Consider the following 23,668-nt stretch of genomic DNA (forward strand, 5'->3'; position numbering starts at 1 on the left):
AGATTGCTGAGCTGGAAAGGGTATCAAAAGCGAACCGCATTAATTATCCCTTGATTATATTCTTGTTGGTTCTCTTCAAAATATTCTTTTAAGCTTTTTGGCATGAGTTTCTTTATTTCTTCATGGTCTTGAAGAAATTGAACTAAATTTCCATGCTCTCCTACCTCTGGATCTTTTCCTTTTAAAAAGCTCTCCAAGATTAGAGCAAGCTGGCTTCCTCTACCAAATAATTCTGATGCGCGAATTTTATTATGTACTAAAGTTGCTGCTTGAACTTGAATTAACTTATCACAGTCGCTGTGTTCTGAAATGGTTTTTAAAAATTTAAGCTCTTGGACTCTGTCGCTCTTTTGAAAGAGACTTTTAATCCATCCCCAAAATCTACCATAGGAGTCCTCATATGCTTTTTCATATTTCGTAGCTATTGTTGGTAGAGAGATTTCTTGATCTTTAAAGTATTTCATTTTTTTGTCTTCAAAATGAAAAGAAACCTCGTTTACTTTTGTTTTAAAAATATTAACCTCTTCTTCTAGAAGTTTGTATTGCGTCTGTAAAAACTCAATTTTCTGTTCAAAATGTTCTCCATTTACTCGATTGTACATAAACAAGGATTCATTTATCACCAGTTGACAATTTCGAAGAAGTTTTAGAGCTTGATAATATTGTTTTGTACCTATTTCAAATTGACGTTTATTATTTGGGTTATCTTCCTGCATTATTTGTTCAGCTGATTGAATGAAGCGGTCTTTATATTTATAAAAGGCTGGTAAAAATTTTGTTGTATATAAAGTTTGTTGCTCATACCAAGAGTCTTTTTCTGCCATTTCATTGTACATCAAGTGTAATGCTATCCTTTCATTTATTCGTTCCATAGTCGTAGCGTTTTTATACGGATTACATTCGGCAAGAGTGTTCCATGCTTTGCGAGTTTTATCTATATTGAGTTGAACTTGTGCTCGTTTGGGGTCTTGACTCACATTTTCTCCATTTTATTCACGACAAAAACTTTATACCAATCATCACATTAAATGATACTTTCGTGATCAAATTATGAACTACATGGCCGTATTTTACAATACTATCTATAAATTTATATTTGGTGGTGTTTAGGCTGTTGCGCATATTATCTTCATTATAATTTGCATTTTTAATCCACGAATTCTGTTGTAGTTTGCAGTTCGGTGTGATTTTTTCCCTCAGCGACTAATCGAGCACAATCTTTTCATAAAGAGCTTTTTTTGATCATTTGTTTCATAATCCATAAATAAATTAACTAAAAAGTGGTTTTTTATCTTGACGCATGGAGAAATGTGTTTCTATAGTGTAGAAAAGTGGGGTAAAATAATAAAAAAGTGGAGAATTGTGGAGGGAGAAAAACTTCCACATAAAAAAAAACATGTTTCGTGGAATAAATGCCATCACCATTGATACTAAAGGGCGCTTAGCAATCCCTACGCGTTATCGCTCCGCGCTGGGTGCTGAAGAAAAAACGCCTTTGGTGGTGACTATTGATACGGAGGAGACATGTTTATTGCTCTACACCGCGGCTCAATGGCAGATAATTGAAGATAATTTGCAGAAACTGCCTAGTTTTAATGCTGCCGCTCGAAGAATACAGCGTTTATTGATTGGACATGCGACTGATGTCGAATTAGATGGTAATGGACGGGTGCTTTTACCCACAGTTTTAAGAAATTATGCACAGTTGGAAAAAGATGTAGTGATGATAGGCCAAGGAAATAAATTTGAAGTATGGAATAAGGATCTTTGGGAAACCCGACGTGAACAATGGTTGGCAGAGGAAAGTTCCGGAACTAGTGGGTTACCCGATGAAATGAAAACGTTTTCTTTGTAATGGAAACAAAAATGGCAATGCATCAATCAGTATTACTTCATGAATCAATAGATGGCCTGGCAATCAAAAGCGGCGGCATCTATTTTGACGGTACTTTTGGCCGCGGAGGTCATAGTAGGGAAATTATGCGTCATTTAAACGAGCAAGGTCGTTTATATGCCATAGATAAAGATTTAGAAGCAATTGCATACGCTACCGAACATTTTGGTCAAGATAAGCGTTTTCATATATTTCAAGGTTCCTTTGCAAGAATTGAAGAGTTTGCTACCGAAGCAGGTGTGTTGGGAAAAGTAGATGGTATTTTGCTGGATTTAGGGGTGTCTTCACCACAATTGGATAATCCAGAAAGAGGATTTAGTTTTATGCAGCAAGGACCATTGGATATGCGTATGGATTCATCGCAACCAATGAGTGCCGCACGATTTGTTAATGAGGCCGAGGCAGAAGAAATGGCTTCTGTTTTCAGATTATATGGTGAGGAACGTTTTGCAGGTCGTATCGCAAAGGCCATTGTTGCTGCCAGAAATGTAACTCCTATTTCAACAACCTTGCAGTTGGCCGAAATTGTTAAAGAAGCAAATCCTAAATGGGAAAAACACAAGCATCCAGCAACTCGAGTGTTTCAAGCAATACGGATTTATATAAATCAGGAATTGAATGATTTAAAGAGCTGTCTGGAACAATGTCTCAATGTTCTAGGGCCTAAAGGTAGACTGGCAGTGATTAGTTTTCACTCCCTGGAAGATCGCATAGTCAAACAATTTATGCGTGATAAAGAAGAAGGGGCCAAGCCTCCTCCCGAGGTGCCCATTCGTTATGAAGCATTAAAAACAAATTTTAAAAGAATAGGTAAGGCGATTATGCCACAAGAAGTTGAAGTAAAAGAGAACGTTAGATCTCGAAGTGCTGTACTTAGAATAGGGGAGAAATTAGCATGAACGCTGCAGCGAAAGTAATCAATCAAGGTACCTTATTTAATGGTCAACTGGCTGATATGCATATGTCAAAATCATTATACATGCTGATTATATTATTAGTGGCTGTGTTAGTGAGTGCTTTGGCTGTTGTGTACAGTACCAATTCATATCGAGTGACATTAAGTAAAGTAGAACAACAGGAGCAGTTAAGTCACTATTTACAGCTGCAATGGGGACAATTACTCTTAGAACAAGCAAGTTTAGCGAGACCAGCACGAGTTGAGGAGTTAGCTACCGAAAAATTACAAATGGTTTTACCAACGTCCACAAATACTTATTGGTTACAAGCACAGCAGTAGAAGTTTTGGTTTTAAACGAGTACCATTGCACCATTTAGTTTTAGTGTAACGTAGCCTGGGTGGAACAAGGTGGTAACCTGGGAGTTTTTGTGCAATCAAACCCAGGTTATGGCATTGCCTTCATCCTGGCTACAGATGGATAGTATCCATGAAAAACTCAACTCATTTGAACAGACTGATTGTAGTATCTACTTTTTTTTCATTACTTTTATTAATTTTGATTTGGCGAATGGTTGATCTCACTGTGCTGCATCGCCAATTTCTACAAGGGCAAGGTAATGCCCGCAGTTTGCGTGTTGTAGATATTCCTGCACATCGAGGGATGATTATGGACAGGAATGGTACCCCTTTAGCAATCAGTACTCCTGTAGAGTCGGTATGGGTGAATCCTAAAGAGTTTTCACCTGACAAAGAACAATTTATGTCTTTAGCCGAATATCTGAGTTTTACTCCCCAGCAATTAAGTAGAAAAATCGTCGATGCAGAAAAAAAAGAGTTAGAATTTCTCTATTTACAAAGACAATTGCCTCCTCCCTTGGCTAAAAAAATAAAAACACTAAAAATCCCAGGTGTTAATTTTCAAAAAGAGTTCAAACGTTATTATCCTGATTCAGATAGTATTTCCCAGCTTGTTGGATTTACTAATGTTGATGATCAAGGTTTGGAAGGAATTGAACTTGCCTATCAAGATTGGTTAAAGGGCGTTGTTGGTAAAAAAAGAGTAATTAAAGACCGTTTAGGACGAATTATTGAAGAGTTAGGTGTGATGAAACAACCGCGCCCTGGACGTGATATGGCTTTGAGTATCGATAGACGGCTACAATATTTAGCATACAGTGAATTAAATAAAACGGTTGAGGAGTTTGCAGCAAAATCAGGTTCTGTTGTCGTAGTTGATACAGAAAACGGTGAGATTTTGGCTATGGCTAATGTTCCTTCCTATAATCCTAATTCGCGGGGACACTACGATAAAGATACGTATAGAAATAGAGCAGTTACTGATACTTTCGAACCCGGTTCGGTTATCAAAACGTTTAGCATCGCCAGTGCATTGGAAACCGGTTTATTCACACCCTCTACGATTATTGATACGAATCCAAGTTGGATGAGTGTTCAAGGTCGGACAGTTCGCGATATTCATAATTATGGCGTCCTCGACGTAACGGGAGTGTTGCAACACTCAAGTAACGTTGGGGTTACAAAGATGGTTTTAGCCAGTCCTCCAGAACAATTAATTGGATTGCTGCAACGTTGTGGTTTTGGACAACGAACTGAAAGTACATATCCCGGGGAAAGCGAGGGAGGAATTGTTAGTGTTAAAGAAGCAAAACCGTTTGTATTGGCTACATTAAGCTTTGGTTATGGCTTGTCAGTTACAGCGCTTCAATTAGCTAAGGCCAATATGGTTTTTGCGAATCAAGGTAAATTGATTCCAGTAACCTTACTGCATAATGATCCACCAACCCCTGGCGTACAGGTAATGAAATCTGAGACAGCGAAACAGGTTTTGTCTATGATGGAAGCAGTTTTAGGAAAGGATGGTACCGGAAAATCAGCAAGAGTACCGGGGTATCGAGTAGCAGGGAAAACTGGGACAGCACGTGTAGCAGGGAAGGATGGCTATAAAGACAGAAAATATACTGCAAGTTTTATTGGTATTGCACCCGTATCAAAACCTAAGTTTGTTGTAGTAGTAATAATTCATGAGCCTTCACGTAAAGGTTATTATGCTGCAGCAGTTGCAGCGCCCCTGTTTGCTAAAGTGATGTCGGGAGCTTTGCGATTGTTTAATATCCCAACTGATGAGTTGGTAGGATAAGTTTTGGCCGTTAAAGATCTTTAGAGCACTTTGTAGCTGCGTGTTTTGTAGCCTGAGTGGCGCGTGGCGAAAACTCAGGATGAGAAAATCATTTTATAAAATCCGGCTGCGCTTCACCCAGCCTACAAAACATCTACTTTTAGAACTACTAGGAACCAAGTGATGAAACTTTCACAATTATTAAAACCTTGGATGCATCACATTAAATCGGATTGTACTGTTACAGGTCTGGAAAATGACAGCCGTCGCATTCAACCAGGTGACCTGTTTATCGCTTATGCTGGCGCAGCAGCTGATGGTCGTTTCTTTATAAGTAAAGCCGTTTCTGCGGGTGCTGTTGCCATTGCCTATGATCCTTATCATTTTCCCAAGGATTGCAGATTACCTGACTCAGTTCCTTGCATTCCTGTTCCCGAATTAGCAACACAGCTGGCCGCAATTGCCAAGCAGTTTTATGATGATCCTGGCCGTTTTTTAAATATAACCGGAGTAACTGGTACTAACGGCAAAACTACAATTGCATATCAATTAGCTCAAGCTCATCATTTATTAGGACAAGGGGCAGCATACATTGGTACTATTGGGCAAGGAAATGTAGATAAACTCCAATTATTGGATAATACAACACCTGATTCTCTTTGTTTACAAAAGCTATTACACCAATATAAAAATCAAGGTATGAGTCAAGTGTGCATGGAAGTCTCTTCTCATGCTCTTGCGCAACATCGAGTTGATGCGATTGAATTCAAGCAGGCTATATTTACTAATTTAACACTGGATCATCTCGATTATCATCTCACTATGGAAAATTATGCAGCTGCAAAAGCATTATTGTTTGCCAGAGAATCATTACAGTGGGCGATTATTAATCAAGATGATTCCTATCAAAGAATCATGGCAGCAGCTGTTAAGCCACATGCAAAAAAAGTAACTTATGGAATACACCAGAATTGTGATGTGAAAGTCATAGATTGGTCTATGGATATAAAAGGTACAGAAATTGAAGTTCACTCGCCATGGGGACAGCATCAATTGAGAATAAAAGCCCTTGGCCAATTTAACATTTATAATAGCTTGGCTGTATTTAGTAGTTTATTGGCTTCTGGTTATGCACCTGCAAAGGTGGTAGAAGTAATGACCCAATTAAAAGCCGCTCCTGGGCGGATGGAAATTATTTCCAATGCACCCTATGTCCTGGTTGATTATGCACATACCCCCGATGCTTTGGAAAATGCGCTTCTCACTTTAAATCAATTGAAAAAAGGACGTTTGTGGGTGGTCTTTGGTTGTGGTGGTGATAGGGATAAAAGCAAGAGACCGGTGATGGGAGGTGTTGCAAGTAAGCTTGCTGATCAAATCATAATTACCAGTGATAACCCACGTACAGAAGATCCACAAATCATTGTTAATGAGATAGCAGAAGGTATTACAAAATCATCCAATGTCATTCAACTTGTTGATCGCGAAGAAGCAATTGCTTATGCATTAAATGAAGCCGATGAAAATGATGTTATTTTAATTGCAGGCAAAGGACATGAAGCCTATCAACAGATTGGTTCCGTAAAACATGCTTTTTCAGATCAAGATGTAGTAAAGAGATTAATCCAGAAATAATTATTAATATTTAAAAATATATTGTATTGTTTTGTTTCCCGGGTGAGGCGCAGAGGATCCCGGGGCTAATCCTACTTGAATCCTCAGGCCCCAGGCTACGATTTTATTAACGAGCTTTATGTATGTATTGCTTAAACTTCATTGGTGACATTTCTTCATAATCTTTAATTGCCACTGCAAAAAGGTCAGGATCATTTGTTTCGTAAATACAAACTAATTCATCATCTTGACCAGACTCAGGAACTCCTGGAGCAGTTAAACCTGCTAAAATGTCATTGGTGATTTCTATTGTATCCTCTTCAGATTCTGCCTCTACAGGCCCAATAGCAAATCCCCAGCTTGAAGAAGTATTGTAATGATTAACTGAATAACCAATGTAATAGTTATAAGCCAGCTGCGACGCCATTGTAATTCCTACAGATTGAATATCACTCAATTTAGGACAGACTGCCTCTTCTGCAAAAGCAGATCCTGTGAGAACTAACGCAACAGCAGCAGAGGTTAATTTTGCTCTTAAAGACATATTATTACTCCTTGTTAAGTCTAATTATTCCGAATTAATTCAAATATCTAATTTTCTTTTTTATTTATGAGCTTTTTGTAAGTATTGTTTTAATTTCATTGGGCTGATTGCGTAATCTCTAACAGCCACAGAATAAACATAAGGATTACCTGTGTCATACAAACAAACTAATGTGTCATTATCCAGTTCTAAAGGAAATCCAGGAGTAGCCATATTATTTAAAATTTCATTTGAGACATCTAATGCATCATCTTCTGTATCTGCTTGCACGGGCCCAATAGCAAAGCCCCAAGTTGCAGAGTTGAATTGACCGATGGTGAAACCAATAAAATAGTTATTACCTATCTGTTGGGCTTCTACGAGTCCTTCGGCTTGAAGATCATTCAGATCAGGACAGGCGTTGTTTGCGAAAGCAGAACCAGCGAGAACGAATGCTGCTGCAAACGTTGATAACTTTACTCCTAAAGACATAACACATACTCCTTTGTTTTTTTAAAAATCGGAAAAAGAGTATCATTTGATATCCTAATTTACAATGGACATCTTTGGATTTGGCAATGAGCATTAGGCAATCAATTTGAACATTGTTTGATTTTCATTTGCCAAGTAATAATTTGCTTTTCTCGCTCAAAATTGAGTCCGCAAAATATTGAGAAAAATCATGGCGTGTTTGATGATTTTTACGCACATTTACGAACGCCGTTTTTTTGTCTGCAGCTTGTTTTAAAGCTAAGGTTTCTTCAAGAGGGTTATAAATTTCTAGAATAGTTTCATACCATAATTTATCTTTTTCAAAGCATAAAATTTGAGGTAATGCAGGGGCTGCAAAATGTGGTAGAGCTAGGCCTGCAATTTGATGCAAAATAGAGCTAACCATTGCAACAGCAGCGTATTTCGCCTCAAGGCTATGACCTGCAATATGGGGTGTACAGAGGGTAGAATTATCGATAACCCGTTTATCAATCTTTGGTTCATTAAGAAATACATCGGTACAGTAAATAAGTGGTTTTGATGAATGGAGAAGTTCTTCTTCATTAACAATTCCACCTCGTGCTGCATTGATAATAATGCAACCTGGTTTTAATTGATCGAGGAAATTCTTATTAATTAAATTGGCACTAGGATAGGGGGGATTACTATGTAGTTCAGCATGAATACATAGTAGATCAACGTCATATAATTCATCCAAACTACAACTTTGAAAAGCAGTGGGTTCGCGTACCGCTTTAAGAGGGTCATAAGTAATGGTTTCGAAATTGACTGCTTGCAAACGTGCCGCGACTTTTGTTCCCACTTTTCCAAGACCAATAATGCCTGCTTTATAACCATGGATAAGATGTTTTTGTTCCAGAAAAGAAAGGCAGGCAACCACATAATCAGCAACCGCTTGCGCATTAGAACCTTTTGCATCAATTACCTGAATATTCTGAGTCCTTAACCAGAAGTGATCCAGATGATCAGTACCACTACTTGCAGTAGCAACATACTGCAAACAATGATTTTTTAATAAAGATTGGTTTACTTTAAGCGTAGAACGACACAGGAGAATATCTTGTCCAGGAAGTAGCTGAGATATCTCGTCGGGATGATGGTATTCCGTTAAGTTAAAAGGCTTGGGAAAAGCCTGACTCAATCCAGGGAGTGAGGCATCAGCAAGAATATTCATAGTGACTTCTTATTCCACATCAAAAGGATAGGCCATCTCAAATTGTTGTCTCGAGCGCTCACATCGTCACCATTTCATATTTTAAAAATGGAGCTTAGTGCAATCAGCCCTAGATTGATTAACGGGGTCAGTATCATTCCCAAAATACCTGTAAACACTAAAATTAGTAGAATAAAAAAACCAAAAGGTTCTATTTTTGCGTAAGCCATCGCTTGTTTAGGAGGTAAAAGGCTACTGACTACTCGACTTCCATCCAGAGGTGGAATTGGAAGTAAATTTAATGCGGCCAAAATTAAATTAATAAATACGCCTGCTTGAGCGGTGGCATAAAGAAAAAGCACTGCCATCGAGGTATTAGGATTTAAGATGAGCGCGATTTTGTCACAGGCAGCCCATAAAAATGCCATAATAATATTCGCAAATGGTCCGGCAAGGGTTACCAAAATCATATCACGTCGAGGATGACGAAATTGGTTCCAGTTAATCGGGACGGGTTTTGCATAACCAATGACAAAATTAAATTGAGTTAAAATACCAACCAGTAAGGGTATGAGTACAGTACCTATCGGGTCAATATGGCGAAGAGGATTTAAACTTAATCGACCAAACATTTTTGCTGTAGTATCGCCGCAACGATATGCAACATAAGCATGTGCTGCCTCATGTAAGGTGATGGCAAGTAAAATGGGAATGGCCCAAATGCATATTTTTTGAATTAAAGTAAATTCTATCATTAAAAAAATGACCAGTAATCAATGTATCCTGATTCTATCGAATAGTTGCTTCCAATAACAAGTAAAAAGGAGCTAAAGTCTCCTTTCCCCTCGAAGTCTTTAATTTTTAACGCTATTTTTGATTTCTTCTTTATAAAAAAAGCAGTTTTTAATCAATTGATTAAATTGAAGTCACAAAGTTGATTGGTTGATCTATGCATGATAATATTCTGGCCGAAAAATAACTAGTCTAGGAGACAAAATGCCAATATTGAATAAATTACAGCCTGAACTTGTTAAGGCATTAGGCAAAACAAAAAATTTTGAAGAGCAATACGAGAACTTACGTGCAAAGAGCAAAGGTGAGTCGCTTCGAGATGATCAAGATGCAATTAAATACGTTGATGATGTAATTAAAAGATATAAATTAATCAAAGGAACCTCTCCTGCTTCACATTTAGTAGAACAAAGAGATTCATATCTTAAGTTATTGAAAGAACATGCTGGCGAACTCAGTGTGCTTTCATTTTCTAAGCCAGAAGATGTGGTTGCTCGACTCCAAGAACTAGATTTTGCCCCCGAAACAATTGACTCAATGGTGAAAGGTATCGAGCAAGCAGGAAATGATGAAGATACATGCCTCGCTATTTTCTTAACATTAGTCACCAGTGAAATTACACTTGGAAGCTGTGAAAATGGTCACCACCATGGCCATCCGAGTCGTTTCTAAATTCTGATATTAGGAACAGCAGTTATGTTAGTGATGAAGGACTGTGCTATTGAGCCAGGGGATATTTTGTTTGTAGTCTCAAATAGCGGTAAGCCTTGGGTACGCTTAAAACAGGCGGCCCAGTCACTAACTACTGCTGGCAACAAACATGGACATAGAGAAGTAATTACAGTTTTTGTTTGTACAGGTAAAAATAAATATGGCGTTATCTGTCATAATTATGAACGACAAATTACTGTATCAAAAGAAGCATTCATTAAGAATCTCCAAGAGAGCACTATAGAAGAATTGACCACGTTACTTCTAAATTATTGCAATAAACAATTCAAGGCCACCCAAATCAAGAAGGTGCTAGCAGGCGGTGCTCCGTGGATGAAGCGACTAGCTGCTACAATGACTGGAAATGAGGATTCAGAGGAGTTAATTGAACGATTTCTTAATGCGACTCAAGAACAAAAAGCAAAACTAATTCAGTTATTGGTTACCTTCTGGCGTGCTTCAGGAGAGTCAGAAGTTCTTCCTGCAGTTCATTCAAGTCTATTAGTGTTTAAACATACTGATACTAAACAAAGAGAGAAATTTCTTAATGCATATCGAGAGCAGGTTAAAGTTACAGAACGATTTCGTCAACAAGGAAAAAGTCGAACCAGTTTCTGGGCGGTGATTAAATCTCTTTTTCAATGGTCAAATCAGCAGGATAAAAAAGACAGAGACAGCATTACTCCCTCTGATGCAACGTTCTGTTCACGCAATGTGATGCAAGTTTTAAATCAGGTCGACCCTAATCTTGTAAACAGATGCAGACATGTGCTCCCCAAAACTCTGGAGGCTGGTCTTCGTGAAGCAACAAAAAGTAGGAAAAAATCAGAAGAGGCTGTAAATCAGGAACAGTTTGACGATTTTGAAGCGATGATTGCAGCGCAAGAACAATTTCTCCCCCCATTTAGATTGCAAATTTTACCTGCAACGGGCAAAGAATTAATGAGTACATTATTGGCGGTGGTAGATAATGAAATTGAGCGTATTGAAAACAAACGTTGGGCTAATCAAGAGGATAAGAAAAAAGCATCTGATTTGAAACAACTCCTTTTACCTTTTCGTGCTCCAAAATATCAAAAATATCCCATTAATTTACAAGTTGATGCGGCATTAAAGCTTATTGCAACTTTGCTCCCGGTACTACAGAGAAAAACAGGTTGGTTAGGTGAATGGTTCCCTGCAACGTCCTATGCCAATGTGAGAGCATTTGCTCGGACCCAAGGAATTTTTGACGGGGACATTCGTGACACATTGGAGAAGTTAAAGAACGAGCCTTCTATCAGTATTCAAGAGGAGGAGATCCCAGACGAAGTAGGTAATGATCATGAACCATTACCTGCTGGTGAAGTTTATATTTTTTCTGATTGGTCATTTTCCAGTTGGCCAACGAGTAAACGTGAATTAATGTTGAAACATATGTTAAAATTGCTTGCGGATGGACATGAGTTATATTGTTGGGAAAATGAGCAACTAATTAAAAAGAATAAAGAGTCTTTAAAAAGTGCTATTAATGGAGCGGACTTTGATGACTTGCTTGCTTCCAAATTAAAACCCGCAAAACATGGTACAATTCTTTCGCAAGCAGAACATCAACAATTAGACTCAACAAAGATCCATTTTCTTGATTATAAAGTCTGCCGCGCAATAACAGAGGATCGTGAATCTCTTGAGACACATCTTAACCAGGTTGCAGCAATATTTTCGCCTAAACTGGATCGGTATTCTTTAGATCAGACCAAGCAAACAATTATTGACGTTGAGCTTGCAAATTCTGCATATGATCAAAAAGAGAAACTCCAAATGCAGACCTTGAAAAAACGTATCGGGACTCAGAACGACATAAAACAAAAAACATATCAAAGCGGTATCGATACCAGGGCTTCCGTGTCTCAATCCTCTTATAGGGCACCCATATTTAAACCCGTAGATTTACTAACGATGACACCATCTCCAAAGTACTACCGCAATGAAGTATATTCTGAGCTGGTAATCCCTGAAAATCCGTCATCTCCATTTCAATATTTTGAATTGGTTGGAATGAATGCCACCGAAAATTTGGTGAAATGTAAATATGAGTTTCATCCTGAAGGAATAACAGAAAAACTAATTAATAAAAGAAAAAAAGAATCAAATCAGGTTCTATTACAAGGAAATAAAAGATTAAGTTTGACAAAAAATTGGCAGGCCTTGCCCTCTGTGCATCCAGGCGAAACCTTACTGGATATGGCAATTAAAGGATTAAAAAAAGACGATTTTGAAATAAAGTACTCTAAAGAGAATCGCTTACATTACATTCGCTTACTTAAACCAACAGCAGAGCCTCGGGACGCTTTTATTAATTTGTTGCTCCGCATGCCCAAGCAGTATCGAACAAATCCTGTTTTTGATACGTTATCAGCCATGTCTTCTGAGCACCAACAGATTCATCGCTTGTTAATGAAATACCTTAAGTTTGGTAAAGATCGTGGAACGCTACGTAACGCCATAGGTGTAACGGTACACAATGGTAACGAATATCTTGAGGAAGCAAGAAAGTTAGGTGTTGCAAGTTGCCGTTTAAGAGCTATTGCTTTTAAGGAAGAAATGAATCGTTTGTATCCTAATGTTCCTGTATCTATTGACGTTAATCCCGATCATTGTTTTATTGAGATGGAATTGAATGGTCAATGGCAGAGATATTGCCTGGGTGGATATAGAGATACTCCAAGTTTAGTGGAATCAGTTAGAGAAGATACTTCGGCGTCCCTCTATTCTAATCCTAAACCCCAACATTTTTTTACTGAAAAAAAGAAGCCCCAACGGCAAATTAATATTGCTACTGAAGAAGAGATGTTTATTAACAATTTTGCTTAGAAACTGGTAGCTAATGAGGTAAAGTGCCAAAAACCAATATAAGGATATCTAAGAAGGTGGGGTATAATGATTAACCTATTTGATGCGCATTTACATATTATCGATTTCCGTTTTCCCCTTGTTGCAAATCAATCGTATTTACCTGATGAATTTACAGTTGTTGATTATCTTAACCGTGCAAAACCATTGAAAATTGTTGGTGGAGCAGTGGTGTCTGGGTCTTTTCAAGCATTTGACCAAACGTATTTGGTAAATGCTTTGCACATATTGGGACCAAACTTTGTTGGTGTGACTCAACTACCGGCTACCGCAAGTGATAAGCAAATTATTGAATTAAATGATCAAGGTATACGAGGGATTCGGTTTAATCTCAAACGAGGTGGTTCAGAACAATTACTCTATTTAAGTGAAATGGCGCATCGAATTTATGAGATTGCCAAATGGCACGTAGAGTTGTACGTTGACTCTTCTGAGCTTACAGAGTTAGCCGATCTGTTGATAAGCTTACCTGCAGTTAGCATAGACCATCTGGGATTATCAAAAAATGGACTTTCAATATTGTTCAAACTCGTTGAAGAAGGAATAAAAGTAAAGGCATCAGGATTTGGCAGGGTTGATTTTGATGTGGCAAACACCTTAAAGATGATTGCATCGATTAATCCTGATGCTTTAATGTTCGGGACTGATCTTCCTTCAACGCGCGCGCCAAAGCCTTTTAAAAAAGAAGATATTACTCTAATTTTGGATACTTTTGATAATAGTATGGCAAACAAAATTTTATTGACTAATGCAGTCGACTTTTATCGTTTACAGCTTAAGTATTAAAATTTCCTGGGTTAGGGCAGTACCTTCACCCAGGAGACTTGGACTAGATTGAAGTTCGAGAAAATCGAGTAATATCAAATGCTAATAACTTGAAATAATCATAGGACATATAAAACTCACCATAATCCCCTACGGAAGTACCCCAAGAGTTACGTAAGAATAATAATCCCTTATGCTTTACTCCATTAGGATCAACGGCAACTGCATTATCATCATATCCGGTGATCACCATTTCATGAGCTGATTCTACATAATCAATACCTGCTATTATTTCTGGAGTTAAAACCCAGCTATCTTTATATATCCACGTCTTATATTTGCCAACTGCTCCGACAAATCCTAAATCAGTACGTGGAAGAAGTACTGCAAAAACAAGACGATCACCAGCATAGAGTGCTTGCTTCACATCATTTAAATTTTTTTCCGGATCAGTTCTTTGAAATACGTCAGTCCAATTAACTTCTTTGCCAAAAATAGGTTCACTAAGTGAACTAAATTGTTCAGGCTCTATAAAAGACTCAGGATCATGTTCTAAGTATGTTGGATATTGTGTCATACCACCACAACCGAATTTTAATTGTTTTATCTTATTAATGGCCCCATACTGCTCGATTTGTTCTATTACAAGACTTGCATAGCTTCCATTCCAACCGCTCATACCATAACCATGTTTTTCTAAATAACTACCTAACTGTAGATTACATAGTTGACTGATATAATCACCTTTAGTCATTGCGGCATCAAGAGCAGCAGTTATCGCAAAGGTAACACAAGTTCCATGGATTCCTTGATCTAATACAGGTACTTTATTCATACCTAAGTTAACACTATTGGGTATCGGTGATGCTATTTTATTGGAGGAAGTATAAGTAAATTGGTGCTTATGCTCTAAAGCATCTTGAGCGCGTTGGGCTAAAAGATTTTTTGTTTCATCAGAAAGTTGCACATGCAGTAATTGAATCACTTTTTCATCGGCCACAAGATTATTTTGTGGCAAATTTTTATTTGATTGTTTTAATGTCTGCTTCAGAGTACCAATAACTGTAACATCCTGGGCATAAACTCCCGTACTTGCCAATGCAGTAATAACAAATGCGTGCATTAACTTCATAGAAAATTTTGCTAAATCCATGCCAATTCGTTCCTGTTGTTAAGAGTTGATGTTGAATTGTTATGCTTATTGATTTTAATGTCAACAAACAAAATGGTGAGATTGAATGCATTTATGAATAAGGCTTAATTTGGCTACTGTAATCAGATGTCTTTATTAAGATTTATCGAATGGTTACAATGGTTAAAAATTCTTGGGTTATGGGGACATGCCGATAATAGATAAAATTTTGGGAAAACCTCTTTCTTTAAGGTCCAAAAAAAAACAAGAATTATCCATAGCAACGGGAGTTCCTGCACTTGGATTAGACTCATTGTCTTCAACGGCTTATGGCCCGGAAGCTACACTCACAGTGTTATTACCTGCAGGGCTAATAGGATTACATTATTTTTTTACGCTCACCCTCTTGGTTATTCTTGTTCTTATGTTTTTGTATTTTTCTTATATGCAAACTGCTGCAGCATATCCAGGTAAGGGGGGCGCTTATATTGTTGCAAGTGACAATTTAGGCAAAAAATATGGTTTAGGTGCAGCAATTTCATTAATACTGGATTATTTATTGAACGTTACTGTCGGAATATCAGCTGGTGTGGCTGCTATAGTATCAGCAATTCCATCGTTGCATCCTTATACACTTACTTTATGTCTTGTTATTTTACTGATGGTTACCCTATTTAATTTGCGAGGCATTCGCGAAACAGGAAGCCTTTTTTTGATCCCTGTCGTTATTTTTATCTTAAGCATGTTCATTGCTTTGGTCCTTGGCTTAGTAGACGTCTGGAATAGTGGTGGACATTCTCAACCTGTACATCAACTAACGAAAATACAAGCGAGTTCAGATGAAAGGGTATCGTTTTGGATGTTGTTAACTGCTTTTGCTTATGGATTAACTGCTATGACTGGTGTAGAAGCAGTCAGTAATGCAGTCTCGTTATTTCGCAAACCCAGAGTTCGAAATGCACAATGGACATTGACTATAATTGTGGGCACGCTCGCACTATTTTTAATACTCATTGGTTATCTTTGTCCCGCTTATCATATTTTAGCGATGAATCAGGATCAGCCTGGCTACCAAACAATATTGTCGCAATTAGTCGAAGCAACCACTGGTAAAGGTATTTTTTATTATATTTCGATTACCAGTATTTTTTTTGTACTTTCCTATTCGGCGCAAACCAGTTTTTCGGGTTTCCCTAGAATATGCCGTTTACTTGCCGAGGATAATTATTTACCTCATTTTTTTGCTGAGCGTGGTCGACGCTTGGTTTTCTCAGTAGGAATAATTATTTTGTCTCTTTTTTCTGCAATCATCCTGATTGCTTTTAAAGGAATTACGAATAATTTGATTCCATTATTTGCTGTTGGTTCTTTTAGTGCTTTTCTCTTTTCTCAGGTCGGCATGGTCGTATATTGGTTTCGTAAGGAGAATCGACATGTACGATATAAATTAGTAATCAATGCGGTGGGCGCAGTAGTAACTGCAATTGCACTTATTCTCATTATTATTACAAAATTTATTGAAGGGGCCTGGATAATTATTTTGCTTGCACCCACCTTAGCATTTTTAATGCATCGTATTAAACATCATTATGATAGAATTGCTCATGAAATAGAAAACCCTATAAAAATAGACCCTTTGACACTCAACCCACCAGTAGTCATTATTCCAATACATGGTTTGGATTTAATTGCAGAAAAAGCAATTCAATTTGGGATGCTGCTTTCGGATGATATTACGGCTGTTTTTATTGATGCTGGATATGGAGGTGTTGAGCGTTTGCAGCAGCTTTGGCATGAAAAAATTGAAATCCCAGCCAAAAGGGCCGGTAAAGAGAGCCCTAAGCTTGAAATTATTAAATCGCCATATCGTCGTATTTATAAACCTTTATTAAATTTTGTGAGTAAAGTCAGAAAAGAGAGGAAAAATCACCTCATTGCCCTTATTATACCTGAGTTAGTAGAACCTAAATGGTATGAGTATTTGTTACACAATATTCATGCTGCTGGCCTACGCGCTTTGCTTTTTTTAGAACGAGATTCCCGTACGATTGTTATTACCATCCCTTGGTATTTACGTGAGAACTAAAAAGAAGGACTTAATTGATGACGCAATTTGAAAAGTTGTTTAATTTTATGAAAAAACCTTGGGTTATTATTTTTTATGCAATTTTGGTTATTTTAGCCTATTATTTTGTAGATCGAACTGTGGCAACTTATTTCCATCAGTTAGATCTTGAAGCCAAATTACCTTTTTTGAGTGTATTGACTGCTTTAGGCAAATGGATTGCTTATATTGTTTTGTTTTTTGTTGCAGGATTGTATTTTCGATACATACAAGTTAATACTGTTTATGAAAACCGATCTTGGTATCTACTTGGATGTGTACTTTTAGCCAATTTAGTTTGTTTGTTTTTGAAAGTTGCTTTGAGTCGTGCTCGTCCTGAATTATTATTTGCAAGTAATGAATTTGGTTTTTATTGGTTTAAATTGAGTTCAAATTACTGGTCTTTTCCTTCAGGACATACAACAACAGTCATCAGTTTGGCTGCAGGATTGGGAACACTTTTTCCTCGTTATTTTTATAGTTTACTTGTCGTTGCCTTGTTAGTAGCTGCATCAAGAATCTTATTATGCTTTCATTATTTGAGTGATGTGATGAGTGCATTTTATATTAGTCTGTTGGTTGTTGGCTTTTTTACTGAATATGTTAAACGGACGAATTGGTTTAATAAAATCGATGATACTGTGTGATAACTAGGTCGCTGAAGCTCACCAGAGTTTAGCAGTATCGATCTAATAGCCAATCTAGGGAGAGTTATGACTATAGAGACTGAATTAAAAACCCTGGTTACTATCTATGCCAGTTATGATGAAGAAAAAAAATGTTACAACAGTGAACTGAATCAAGAAGCTCTTTTAAGGCTCGATGGTGATTTTATTAAATTAATTAATAAATTGTTGCTTAAGAACGGTCCAGATAAAGAAAAAATTAAAACAAATTATAAGGTCTTATCTTTAAAGTTTCATCCAGACCTTTTTGAGAAATTTAGCCCAGAAAGTAAATGGATTGAGAAAAATTTATCTGAAGCGCGCAATGATGGTGCTTGTTTTAAAACATTAAGCATCTGTTATGAAAAACTGACCTCACCTCAGGATTTTAAAACCATCAAATTTGATGAGATTACTACTCGGGAAGATCTAAAAAAATGGATGGAAAATTTAAGAAATACCTCGAGAACATTTACCGAACGTAATTTTTATGCAAGTCTGCTCGGCTTGCTTGACCAATCAACAGGATATTTTGATGAGGTCGGAAAAATAAAACCCACGGGAATTCGTGCTTTAATTTCATTTCTTCCAATGGTTTTCATTAGTTTTGGTACTTTTGTTTTTGCAGAAGAATTATTTGCTGTTTATGCACTTTATTTCGCTTTATTAAAGGGTGGGCAATTTATTGAAAAGAGCGATTCGAAAGAATTGCAAAAACTTGGGACTACCTTACAAAAAATTACTATGGTTTCTGCTACAGCAACTACTACTTTATTGGTTCGTTTACTTGAAATGACTTTTTGGGCATCGAGACACTGCTATGAGATGAGCTTGCAAATAGGTTCTACTCTTTTAACGCCATTAATTTGCGCTGCTCCTGAAATGAAGTTCGATGCCTCAATGGTCGATGAAAATTTATGCCGCGACTTAATACTTGCAAGTCAAAATCCGAATATTAGTGAGAACTTTACAACTCCTCAATTAAAAATGATTGCCGCGCCAATCGAATCCTATCTTGGATTACTAGAACAGCAGTTTTTTAGAAATTGGCGAGCGGGAGGCGAAAAATATCGTGCATTAGATGCATTTTTATTAAGAATGCGTGTAATAGATAAAGACGGCGAATTAAAAGTTGATGAGAAAATTACTCACACTTATGAGGCCTTACAATTAGTGAAAAAAAATTCAAATGTTTATACGGAAGGAGGAAAAACCGCCTTAGCAGTTGATCGGGCTGAACGTGTCATTAATCTCCTAAATGAAGAATCAGAGATGCAACTTTCTTTGGGTAAAACTTAACTTTTAGGGGTAAAATAGGCAATTTTGAGGCGAGATATCTTGTTTCATACTAAATTTTAGGCATTATATTTATTGAAGATATCGTCGTCGAATTCAGGTTAAATAAAAATAACCCCTTGAATTCGGCACGGTATCTCTGGCAAGATGCGGTTGTTTTGATTATCCAGTGAGGAATTATGAAAATTCTCGTGGCAGTGAAGCGTGTAATCGACCCTTATGTCAAAGTTCGGGTCAAATCGGACCATTCCGGAGTTGAAACACAGAATATTAAAATGGCAATGAATCCCTTCGATGAAATTGCTGTGGAGGAAGCCTTACGTTTACGCGAAAATAATTGGGCTACTGAGGTGCTTGCCGTCAGTATTGGTGGAGATAGTTCGCAAGAAACATTGCGTCATGCTTTGGCCTTAGGTGCTGACAGAGCAATTTTGGTTCATACCGAAGATACGTTTGAAAGCCTAAATATCGCTAAAATATTAAAAAAGATTATTGATGACGAAAAACCAGATTTAGTGTTGATGGGCAAGCAAGCTATTGATGGTGATAATAATCAGACACCACAAATGTTGGCTGCTCTATTAAATTGGCCACAGGCAACCTATGCATCTAAAATAGAGGCGACAAGTGATCATCTTCAAGTTACTCGTGAAATTGATGGAGGTCTTGAAACCATAGGCGTGCATTTACCTGCAGTAGTGAGTACGGATTTACGCTTAAATGAACCACGTTACGCTAGCCTCCCCAATATTATGAAAGCCAAAAAGAAACCTTTGGATGTTAGGAAACTGGAAAGTTTAGGATTGTCACTTAAAAAACATATTGAAGTATTAAATGTTACAGCACCTCCGACTCGTAGTGGTGGCGTGAAAGTTGAGTCAGTGACTGAATTATTGGATAAATTACAGCATGAAGCCAAAGTGCTTTGATAAGGGGGAGTGATGAGCACTTTAGTACTCGTTGAACATGATAATCAAACATTACACCCATCTACTCGTAATGCTTTATCTGCCGCATTGGAGTTGGATAACGAACCGACCTTACTTATTGTAGGGCATCAATGCAAGGCAGTAGCAGAACAGGCTGCAACTCTTGCAGGAGCACATGCCGTTTGGTACGTTGATAACCCTTGTTATGAGCATCCCTTAGCAGAACAAGTAAGCGATTTAATTCTTTCCTTTGCGGATTCATTTCAAGCCATCATCGTACCGGCGAGTACTTTTGGTAAAAATATTGCTCCTCGTATTGCAGCGCGACTGGATGTGGCGCAAGTTTCAGATGTTAGTAAAATTATTGATAAAGAAACTTTCGAACATCCAATATATGCAGGTAATGCAATAGAAACTGTACGAGTTCTTGATTCTATAAAAGTTTTAACCATCAGAGCAACGGCGTTTAATCCAGTAACTGCAAATCAGGCTAGTTGTTTCATCGAACAAATTGATAAAGAATTTGTTGCAAAAGAGAGCCAATTTGTTAAGCATGAGTTAAGTAAGTCCGAGCGACCTGATTTAGGCAGTGCTAAAATTGTTGTTTCTGGTGGAAGAGGTCTGCAAAGTGCTGAGAAGTTTCAGTTGATCGAAGAATTAGCTGATGTACTCGGTGCTGCTGTGGGGGCGTCCCGTGCTGCTGTAGATGCAGGGTTTGTTCCTAATGATTATCAAGTGGGGCAAACCGGAAGGATAGTTGCACCAATGCTTTATATTGCTGTGGGAATTTCTGGAGCGGTACAGCATTTGGCAGGGATGAAAGATTCCAAGATTATTGTTGCAATTAATAAGGATGAAGATGCCCCTATTTTTCAAATCGCTGACTATGGTTTGGTTGGTGATTTATTCGAGCTCGTGCCACAGTTAATAGCACAATTAAAAAACCGTTAGGGGAGAAAGTATGTTAGTAGGCGTTCCAAAAGAAATTAAACCTCAAGAAAATCGTGTGGGTCTTGTTCCTTCTAGTATTAGAGAAATTATTAGAGTAGGAAGTTCTGTTATAGTAGAGAAGAGTGCTGGATTAGGAATCGGTATTTCTGATGATGATTATCGAAATGCCGGTGCTGAGGTTGTTGACAGCGCTGATGAAGTTTTTTCAAGAGCTGATCTCATTGTAAAAGTAAAAGAACCACAACCAATTGAGTGCAAGCGTCTTCGCGAAGGCCAAACTTTATTTACTTATCTGCATTTGGCCCCAGATCCTCACCAAGCACGTATGCTTAAAGAGTCTGGAGTTACTGCTATTGCATATGAAACAGTAACTGAAGAAGGCGGTGGCCTGCCCTTATTGGCACCTATGTCTCAAGTTGCTGGGCGTATGTCTATCCAAGCAGGTGCTCATTGTCTGGAAATGGCTCAGGGTGGTAGTGGTATTTTATTAGGTGGGGTTCCTGGAGTCGCTGCGGCAAACGTAGTGGTTATTGGTGGTGGAGTGGTTGGTACTAATGCAGTACGTATGGCAATGGGTATGGAAGCACGAGTGACTGTACTGGATCGCTCTTTGCAACGTTTAAACGAATTGGATTTCCAATTTGGTTCTAAGCTCAATACGGTTTATTCCACTGCAGATGCCATAGAACGATATGTTGCTAGTGCTGATTTGGTCATTGGCGCAGTTTTAGTACCCGGTGCAGCAGCTCCAAAATTAGTAACTCGAGCCATGCTTAAATCAATGCGTCCTGGTTCAGTATTAGTCGATGTCGCTATTGACCAAGGCGGATGCTTTGAAACAAGTCGTCCTACAACACATCAAGAGCCTACATATGTTGTTGATAATGTCGTACATTATTGTGTTGCAAATATGCCTGGTGCGGTGCCAAGAACATCAACGTTTGCTTTGAATAATGCAACCCTACCTTTTGTTTTAAGTATTGTAACTAAAGGTGTGAAGTTGGCTTTATTGAATGATAAACATTTACTCAATGGCTTAAACGTTCACCAGGGTAAGATTACCTTTGATGCTGTTGCCCGTGATTTGGGTTATGAGTACACACCTGCAGCCATAGCATTAGCTGGTCGATAAAATTTTGTTGTTTGATTTACGCTCAATTTGTACCCGGGTGAAGGCGAAGCCATCACCCGGGATTTGAGAAACTCGCTCATTCTAGAAATCCGATTTTCACAGCCTTCCACCCATTACACTATAATTATTTTCTTTATTACTCTAAGATTTATTGATATAAAATTCAGATTCTCTTTTCCATCCATGAGGTTGATATGAGAGTACTTATTTCCGGAGCAGGGGTAGCAGGATTGACCGTTGCGTATTGGTTGAGGCGTTATGGTTTTACTGCCACGATCGTGGATCGTGCAAATTCATTGCTGACTGGGGGTTATAAAATCGATGTTCGAGGTTCGGCCTTACATGTTCTGCGAAGAATGGGCATTTATGAAACCATTGTGGGCGCAGGTACTGATATGCAGGGTGCATTGCTTGTTGATAGAAATGGAAAAGTGATTCAACAAATGAGCGGCGATGAATTCGGACATCGAGTTGGTGATGATGTAGAAATTATTCGTGGTACTTTGTGTCAGATTCTTATGGATCAAGTACTTGATGCAGAGTTTATTTTTGGAGATTGCATTCAGGAGATATCCCAATGTTCTGATCGAGTAGAGGTCAAGTTTCAAAGCAATAAAGTTCGAGATTTCGATTTGGTTATTGGTGCAGATGGACTTCATTCAAATGTAAGACAACTTGTATTTGGTGAAGAGTCACTTTTTTCTCAGCACCTAGGTTTATACCTCTGTGTGTTTACAGTTCCAAACTATTTGAATTTGGATCGAATGGAGATGCAATACTCGGAATTAGGTCGAGTTGCATCGGTTTGGAGTGCTTCAGGAGAACCTCAAGCTAAAGCATGTTTTGGATTTACAACGCCACAATCAATAAAAATCGATCTACGTGATGTAGAACAACAACAGCAAGTTCTGAAGAACGTTTATGAAGGAATTGGTTGGGAGATCCCAAGATTTTTGCAAATCATGCCCAATTCACCTGACTTTTATTTTGATGCAGCAGCACAGATTCATATGGATCATTGGTCTCAGGGTAGGGTGATTTTATTAGGAGATGCTGCTTATTGTGCTTCACCCATGTCAGGCCAAGGTACTAGTCTTGCAATAATAGGTGCTTACGTACTTGCTGGGGAGTTAGCAGCAGCCAATGGCAACCATCAGATTGCTTTTGAGGAATATGAAAAACTAATGCGTCCTTTTGTTCGACTCAATCAGGAGTTAGGGATTAAAGCGGCACAAGTGATGCGTTCTCAAGAGAAGAATAATTTACTCTCCTGGTTACTTAAAAGGCTCATGGAAACTGCTCCAAGTTATCTAATCAAATTTTTTATTAATTGCTCAACACGACGTATTAATAAAGCAGCTCGTTCGATTAAGCTTAAAGATTATTAGCTTTTACGACAGAGCTACTGGCTAAAATCTTTCCGAGGGTATGTGTTTTTTTAATCCCTACATACTGCGGTTTAAGCCCCGTACGTAGACCGTTGAATATATTTCATTTTAAAATAGGTTACATTAATAGAAGGAATGAGAAAGTTCAACATCCCAATGCTTGTCAGCGGGATCCAGCG

At 38.0% G+C, this 23,668-nt stretch carries 21 protein-coding genes; 15 read left to right on the forward strand and 6 right to left on the reverse strand.

Annotation, left to right across the window (positions count from 1 at the left end; all coding sequences use genetic code 11):
- Positions 1-23 precede the first annotated feature (23 nt).
- Positions 24-872: a hypothetical protein gene (locus ACWTEW_RS04715; RefSeq protein ID WP_454780610.1), complete on the reverse strand. Its 849-nt coding sequence runs from the start codon at positions 870-872 to the stop codon at positions 24-26.
- Between the two features lie 524 nt (positions 873-1,396).
- Between ACWTEW_RS04715 and mraZ the strand changes: the two genes are divergently transcribed.
- The 5 genes from mraZ (at position 1,397) to ACWTEW_RS04740 (ending at position 6,564) form a co-directional block, all read left to right on the forward strand.
- A complete protein-coding gene (mraZ, locus tag ACWTEW_RS04720) occupies positions 1,397-1,855 on the forward strand; it encodes a division/cell wall cluster transcriptional repressor MraZ (protein ID WP_454780611.1) in 459 nt (152 codons plus the stop codon).
- Between the two features lie 11 nt (positions 1,856-1,866).
- Positions 1,867-2,793, forward strand: coding sequence for a 16S rRNA (cytosine(1402)-N(4))-methyltransferase RsmH (gene rsmH / locus ACWTEW_RS04725; RefSeq protein WP_454780612.1), 927 nt, complete (start codon positions 1,867-1,869; stop codon positions 2,791-2,793).
- Positions 2,790-3,131 carry a cell division protein FtsL gene (ftsL, locus tag ACWTEW_RS04730; RefSeq protein WP_454780613.1) on the forward strand — a complete coding sequence of 114 codons (342 nt, stop codon included), beginning with the start codon at positions 2,790-2,792 and terminating at the stop codon, positions 3,129-3,131. The genes rsmH and ftsL overlap by 4 nt, the downstream gene beginning before the upstream one ends.
- A gap of 148 nt (positions 3,132-3,279) precedes the next feature.
- Complete coding sequence (locus tag ACWTEW_RS04735) at positions 3,280-4,950, forward strand: peptidoglycan D,D-transpeptidase FtsI family protein (protein ID WP_454780614.1); 1,671 nt, start codon at positions 3,280-3,282, stop codon at positions 4,948-4,950.
- A 162-nt stretch (positions 4,951-5,112) separates the two neighbouring features.
- Entirely contained in the window at positions 5,113-6,564 is a 1,452-nt protein-coding gene (locus ACWTEW_RS04740; RefSeq protein WP_454780615.1) for a UDP-N-acetylmuramoyl-L-alanyl-D-glutamate--2,6-diaminopimelate ligase, read from the forward strand.
- A gap of 106 nt (positions 6,565-6,670) precedes the next feature.
- Here ACWTEW_RS04740 and ACWTEW_RS04745 read toward each other — a convergent pair whose 3' ends face one another.
- The 4 genes from ACWTEW_RS04745 to ACWTEW_RS04760 form a co-directional block, all read right to left on the reverse strand.
- Positions 6,671-7,087, reverse strand: coding sequence for a DUF4949 domain-containing protein (locus tag ACWTEW_RS04745; RefSeq protein ID WP_454780616.1), 417 nt, complete (start codon positions 7,085-7,087; stop codon positions 6,671-6,673).
- A gap of 60 nt (positions 7,088-7,147) precedes the next feature.
- Positions 7,148-7,558, reverse strand: coding sequence for a DUF4949 domain-containing protein (locus tag ACWTEW_RS04750; RefSeq protein WP_454780617.1), 411 nt, complete (start codon positions 7,556-7,558; stop codon positions 7,148-7,150).
- A 124-nt stretch (positions 7,559-7,682) separates the two neighbouring features.
- Positions 7,683-8,753, reverse strand: coding sequence for an NAD(P)-dependent oxidoreductase (locus ACWTEW_RS04755; RefSeq protein WP_454780618.1), 1,071 nt, complete (start codon positions 8,751-8,753; stop codon positions 7,683-7,685).
- A 74-nt stretch (positions 8,754-8,827) separates the two neighbouring features.
- Positions 8,828-9,487: a site-2 protease family protein gene (locus tag ACWTEW_RS04760; RefSeq protein WP_454780619.1), complete on the reverse strand. Its 660-nt coding sequence runs from the start codon at positions 9,485-9,487 to the stop codon at positions 8,828-8,830.
- Between the two features lie 241 nt (positions 9,488-9,728).
- Between ACWTEW_RS04760 and ACWTEW_RS04765 the strand changes: the two genes are divergently transcribed.
- The 3 genes from ACWTEW_RS04765 (at position 9,729) to ACWTEW_RS04775 (ending at position 13,913) form a co-directional block, all read left to right on the forward strand.
- Complete coding sequence (locus tag ACWTEW_RS04765; RefSeq protein ID WP_454780620.1) at positions 9,729-10,196, forward strand: coiled coil protein; 468 nt, start codon at positions 9,729-9,731, stop codon at positions 10,194-10,196.
- Positions 10,197-10,220: 24 nt separating this feature from the next.
- On the forward strand, positions 10,221-13,088 hold the full coding sequence (locus ACWTEW_RS04770; RefSeq protein ID WP_454780621.1) for a hypothetical protein: 2,868 nt from the start codon (positions 10,221-10,223) through the stop codon (positions 13,086-13,088).
- A 66-nt stretch (positions 13,089-13,154) separates the two neighbouring features.
- Positions 13,155-13,913 carry an amidohydrolase family protein gene (locus ACWTEW_RS04775; protein WP_454780622.1) on the forward strand — a complete coding sequence of 253 codons (759 nt, stop codon included), beginning with the start codon at positions 13,155-13,157 and terminating at the stop codon, positions 13,911-13,913.
- Between the two features lie 43 nt (positions 13,914-13,956).
- Here the strand turns inward: ACWTEW_RS04775 and ACWTEW_RS04780 are convergent, their stop codons facing one another.
- A complete protein-coding gene (locus tag ACWTEW_RS04780) occupies positions 13,957-15,045 on the reverse strand; it encodes a C1 family peptidase (RefSeq protein WP_454780623.1) in 1,089 nt (362 codons plus the stop codon).
- A 187-nt stretch (positions 15,046-15,232) separates the two neighbouring features.
- On the opposite strand from ACWTEW_RS04780, the gene ACWTEW_RS04785 reads away from it, so the two are divergent.
- The 7 genes from ACWTEW_RS04785 to ACWTEW_RS04815 all read left to right on the forward strand — a co-directional run bounded on the left by ACWTEW_RS04785 (position 15,233) and on the right by ACWTEW_RS04815 (position 23,489).
- On the forward strand, positions 15,233-17,110 hold the full coding sequence (locus ACWTEW_RS04785) for an APC family permease (protein WP_454780624.1): 1,878 nt from the start codon (positions 15,233-15,235) through the stop codon (positions 17,108-17,110).
- Positions 17,111-17,127: 17 nt separating this feature from the next.
- On the forward strand, positions 17,128-17,775 hold the full coding sequence (locus tag ACWTEW_RS04790; protein WP_454780625.1) for a phosphatase PAP2 family protein: 648 nt from the start codon (positions 17,128-17,130) through the stop codon (positions 17,773-17,775).
- A gap of 66 nt (positions 17,776-17,841) precedes the next feature.
- Complete coding sequence (locus tag ACWTEW_RS04795) at positions 17,842-19,092, forward strand: J domain-containing protein (protein ID WP_454780626.1); 1,251 nt, start codon at positions 17,842-17,844, stop codon at positions 19,090-19,092.
- Between the two features lie 176 nt (positions 19,093-19,268).
- Complete coding sequence (locus tag ACWTEW_RS04800; RefSeq protein WP_454780627.1) at positions 19,269-20,018, forward strand: electron transfer flavoprotein subunit beta/FixA family protein; 750 nt, start codon at positions 19,269-19,271, stop codon at positions 20,016-20,018.
- A gap of 12 nt (positions 20,019-20,030) precedes the next feature.
- The gene (locus ACWTEW_RS04805; protein WP_454780628.1) at positions 20,031-20,969 is read left to right on the forward strand and encodes an electron transfer flavoprotein subunit alpha/FixB family protein; all 939 of its coding nucleotides are present in this window, start codon (positions 20,031-20,033) and stop codon (positions 20,967-20,969) included.
- A 10-nt stretch (positions 20,970-20,979) separates the two neighbouring features.
- Positions 20,980-22,101, forward strand: coding sequence for an alanine dehydrogenase (ald, locus tag ACWTEW_RS04810; RefSeq protein WP_454780629.1), 1,122 nt, complete (start codon positions 20,980-20,982; stop codon positions 22,099-22,101).
- A 194-nt stretch (positions 22,102-22,295) separates the two neighbouring features.
- On the forward strand, positions 22,296-23,489 hold the full coding sequence (locus ACWTEW_RS04815) for an FAD-dependent monooxygenase (RefSeq protein ID WP_454780630.1): 1,194 nt from the start codon (positions 22,296-22,298) through the stop codon (positions 23,487-23,489).
- Positions 23,490-23,668 lie beyond the last annotated feature (179 nt).

The organism is Legionella stuttgartensis (assembly GCF_977063405.2).

Excerpts from the sequence above, each read along its gene's own strand:
- rsmH (WP_454780612.1), top strand. The coding sequence starts at position 1,867 with ATGGCAATGCATCAATCAGTATTACTTCATGAATCAATAGATGGCCTG.
- ACWTEW_RS04780 (WP_454780623.1), bottom strand. The coding sequence starts at position 15,045 with ATGGATTTAGCAAAATTTTCTATGAAGTTAATGCACGCATTTGTTATT.
- ftsL (WP_454780613.1), top strand. The coding sequence starts at position 2,790 with ATGAACGCTGCAGCGAAAGTAATCAATCAAGGTACCTTATTTAATGGT.
- ACWTEW_RS04770 (WP_454780621.1), top strand. The coding sequence starts at position 10,221 with ATGTTAGTGATGAAGGACTGTGCTATTGAGCCAGGGGATATTTTGTTT.
- ACWTEW_RS04795 (WP_454780626.1), top strand. The coding sequence starts at position 17,842 with ATGACTATAGAGACTGAATTAAAAACCCTGGTTACTATCTATGCCAGT.
- mraZ (WP_454780611.1), top strand. The coding sequence starts at position 1,397 with ATGTTTCGTGGAATAAATGCCATCACCATTGATACTAAAGGGCGCTTA.
- ald (WP_454780629.1), top strand. The coding sequence starts at position 20,980 with ATGTTAGTAGGCGTTCCAAAAGAAATTAAACCTCAAGAAAATCGTGTG.
- ACWTEW_RS04750 (WP_454780617.1), bottom strand. The coding sequence starts at position 7,558 with ATGTCTTTAGGAGTAAAGTTATCAACGTTTGCAGCAGCATTCGTTCTC.
- ACWTEW_RS04765 (WP_454780620.1), top strand. The coding sequence starts at position 9,729 with ATGCCAATATTGAATAAATTACAGCCTGAACTTGTTAAGGCATTAGGC.
- ACWTEW_RS04800 (WP_454780627.1), top strand. The coding sequence starts at position 19,269 with ATGAAAATTCTCGTGGCAGTGAAGCGTGTAATCGACCCTTATGTCAAA.
- ACWTEW_RS04775 (WP_454780622.1), top strand. The coding sequence starts at position 13,155 with ATGATTAACCTATTTGATGCGCATTTACATATTATCGATTTCCGTTTT.
- ACWTEW_RS04755 (WP_454780618.1), bottom strand. The coding sequence starts at position 8,753 with ATGAATATTCTTGCTGATGCCTCACTCCCTGGATTGAGTCAGGCTTTT.
- ACWTEW_RS04760 (WP_454780619.1), bottom strand. The coding sequence starts at position 9,487 with ATGATAGAATTTACTTTAATTCAAAAAATATGCATTTGGGCCATTCCC.
- ACWTEW_RS04745 (WP_454780616.1), bottom strand. The coding sequence starts at position 7,087 with ATGTCTTTAAGAGCAAAATTAACCTCTGCTGCTGTTGCGTTAGTTCTC.
- ACWTEW_RS04790 (WP_454780625.1), top strand. The coding sequence starts at position 17,128 with ATGACGCAATTTGAAAAGTTGTTTAATTTTATGAAAAAACCTTGGGTT.
- ACWTEW_RS04740 (WP_454780615.1), top strand. The coding sequence starts at position 5,113 with ATGAAACTTTCACAATTATTAAAACCTTGGATGCATCACATTAAATCG.
- ACWTEW_RS04785 (WP_454780624.1), top strand. The coding sequence starts at position 15,233 with ATGCCGATAATAGATAAAATTTTGGGAAAACCTCTTTCTTTAAGGTCC.
- ACWTEW_RS04805 (WP_454780628.1), top strand. The coding sequence starts at position 20,031 with ATGAGCACTTTAGTACTCGTTGAACATGATAATCAAACATTACACCCA.
- ACWTEW_RS04715 (WP_454780610.1), bottom strand. The coding sequence starts at position 872 with ATGGAACGAATAAATGAAAGGATAGCATTACACTTGATGTACAATGAA.
- ACWTEW_RS04735 (WP_454780614.1), top strand. The coding sequence starts at position 3,280 with ATGAAAAACTCAACTCATTTGAACAGACTGATTGTAGTATCTACTTTT.
- ACWTEW_RS04815 (WP_454780630.1), top strand. The coding sequence starts at position 22,296 with ATGAGAGTACTTATTTCCGGAGCAGGGGTAGCAGGATTGACCGTTGCG.